This is a genomic window from Actinokineospora sp. (assembly GCF_052390155.1).
Taxonomy (GTDB): Bacteria; Actinomycetota; Actinomycetes; order Mycobacteriales; family Pseudonocardiaceae; genus Actinokineospora.
Genome location: NZ_JBQTHF010000080.1, coordinates 1 through 2,567, shown reverse-complemented (window position 1 = coordinate 2,567; position 2,567 = coordinate 1). Strand labels below are relative to the sequence as shown.

The window sequence follows — 2,567 nt, the reverse complement described above, 5'->3', positions numbered from 1 at the left end:
AACACCACGGCTGGCCCATCGTCATCAAACCCCGAGCCGAAAGCTCCAGCGCGGGCGTCGTCATCGCCCACCGCCCCACCGACATCCAGATGCCCGCCAACGCCATGGTCCAGGCGTTCCACCCGGGGCAGGTCTACAAGGTCGACGGCGTCTTCAACGGCAGCGGGTTCGACATCTGGGCCACCTGCCGCTACCTGCACAACTGCCTGGACTTCCGCTCCGGCTCCACGCTCGCCGTAGTGCAGGAGGACGATCCCGACACCGTTGCGCGCGTCGGCGAGTTCGCCGTCCGGGCGCTGCGCGCGCTGTCCGCCAAGCCGGTCGTGTTCCACCTGGAGGTCTTCGTCGACGGCGACCGCTGCGCGTTCCTCGAAGTCGGCGCCCGGGTCGGCGGCGGCGAAACGCCGTTCCTCTGGCGCGAAGTCCACGGCTACGACCTGATGGCGGCCGCGTTCCACCTCGCGGTGGCCGAGGAACCCCCGCCGGTTCCGCCCAATGTCCACACCGGACAGATCACCGGCGAGCTGCTGATCCCGGCCCCCGCCAAGCGGCCCTGCCGCGTCCTGGAGGTCACCCCCATGGTCGGCCGAGTGCCCGGACCCTACGCCGAGGATCTGCTCGGCCCCGGCGACATCCTGCCCGACGCGGACGCCTACTACGAGCACGTCGGCGGCCGGTTCCGGTTCCGCGGCACCACCAGTGCCGAGGTCGAGGCGGCCGTCGAGGCCACCGCCCGCGACTTCCGAGTGCGCGCCGAACCCCTGACCGCGGCGGCGTAGCCCATGGACCGCCCACCGCGTCTGCTGCGCAACAAGAACTTCGTCAAGTTCTGGTTCGGCGAGACGGTGTCCCTGTTCGGCGTCCGGGTCACCGCACTGGCGCTGCCGCTGACCGCCGTGTTCATCTTCGACGCCGGGCCGGAGGAACTGGGCTTCCTCTGGTTCATGACCTACGCCCCGTTCCTGCTGGTGGCACTGCCGCTCGGGGTGCTGGTCGACCGGTATCCCAAGCGGCCCTTGATGATCGCGGCGAATCTCGTCCGCGGTGTCCTCATCGGACTCGTCCCGGTCTTCGCCCTGCTCGACGTGCTCACCCTGCCCGCCCTGTTCGCGATCACCTTCGGCGTCGGCGTTTGCACTGTCCTGTTCGACGTCTGCTGGCAGTCCTACGTCCCGGTCATCGTCGCCCCCCACCACCTGGTCGCCGCGAACGGCCGGGTCACCGCGAGCTGGTCGGCGGCGGAGTCGGCGGGCCCCGGCCTGGGCGGTCTGCTGGTCCAGGTGTTCACCGCGCCGTTCGCCCTCGTCGTGAACGCGGTGTCGTACCTGGTGTCGGTGGTCTCGCTGTGGTCGATCAAGGCGCCCGAGGTGGTGCCCGAGCGGTCCGGGCGACACGTCGGGAAGGAGATGCTCGACGGGCTCGCCTTCGTGGTGCGTCAGCCGTACCTGCGCGCGATCGTGATGAGCGGCGGGATGTACAACTTCTTCTACGTGTTCGTCGAGGCGCTCTTCATCGTCTACGCGGTGCGGGTGCTGGAGTTCGACGCGGGACTCATCGGCCTGGTCATGTCGCTGGGCGCCATCGGCGGCGTCATCGGCGCGGGCATCGCGTCCACTTTGGTCAAACACCTGCCGTTCGGGCCGGTCTACGTCGTGGCGAACCTGGTGGGGGTATGCGGTCCGCTGCTCATCCCCGCGGCGACCGGCGCCACCGTCAGCACGGCCATCATGGTCACCACCGGGTTCTTCATCATGCGCGCGGGCTCGGCGATCTCCAACACCGCGAGCATCAGCCTGCGCCAGACCGTCACCCCGCCCGCGCTGATGGGCCGAATGAACGCCGGGATGCGCACCCTGATGCGGGGGCCAGAGACCTTCGGCACCCTCGCGGGCGGGTTCATCGGCGGATTCCTCGGCCTGCGCGCGGGACTGTGGATCGCAGGCATCGGGACTGTCCTTTCCGTACTGCCGCTGACGCTGTCCGGGATTCCGCGCCTGCGCGAGCTGCCAGCCACCGCGCCCGCGCCCGAGAACCCGTCCGCCCACAAGGAACTAGTGGTCACGACCGGAGATTCGCCGGGGGTCTCGGCGGCCGAGCTTCCCGCTGGACGCACCGGCGCAAGGCCCGAGTACAACCCGGTACGAGAACCTTCCACCGGCACGCCCAGCGGAAACCTCGATCCACCGATACCCCCGACGAATCCCCGGTCGCAACCACTAGTGCAGGAGGGGGTGTCGTGAGCAGCTCTCGGCATGTCATCGTGATCCATCGCTGGCGGGCGCGCTACGCGGAGTACGAGCGCTACATAGACCACGACCAGCACACCGTCACCTACATCACCACCGAGGTCGGCGTCGACGGCGTCCCCGACGGTGCGGCCGATGTGGTGATCGTCTCCGCCACCGACGACCTGCCCGCGGCCCGCCGAGCCGTCATCCGGCTCGCGGCCAAACACGGCGCCCCGTCCCGAATCGTGGCCCTCAAAGAGGACGACCTGCTCGTCGGCGCCGACCTGCGCGCCGAGTGGAACTGCCCAGGACCCACCCGAGACGACATACTCCCCTTCC

At 69.5% G+C, this 2,567-nt stretch carries 3 protein-coding genes; all 3 read left to right on the top strand.

What is annotated here, in order from left to right; translation table 11 throughout:
• Nucleotides 1–779, top strand: a 779-nt coding sequence (locus tag ACT4N7_RS25355) for a hypothetical protein (RefSeq protein ID WP_444831356.1), incomplete at its 5' end; no start/stop codon positions are given.
• A 3-nt stretch (nt 780–782) separates the two neighbouring features.
• Nucleotides 783–2,240 (top strand): MFS transporter, encoded by a 1,458-nt coding sequence (locus ACT4N7_RS25350; protein ID WP_444831355.1) that lies wholly within the window; start codon nt 783–785, stop codon nt 2,238–2,240.
• Nucleotides 2,237–2,567: hypothetical protein (locus tag ACT4N7_RS25345; RefSeq protein WP_444831354.1), on the top strand; the 331-nt coding region annotated here is incomplete at its 3' end. The genes ACT4N7_RS25350 and ACT4N7_RS25345, both read left to right, overlap by 4 nt.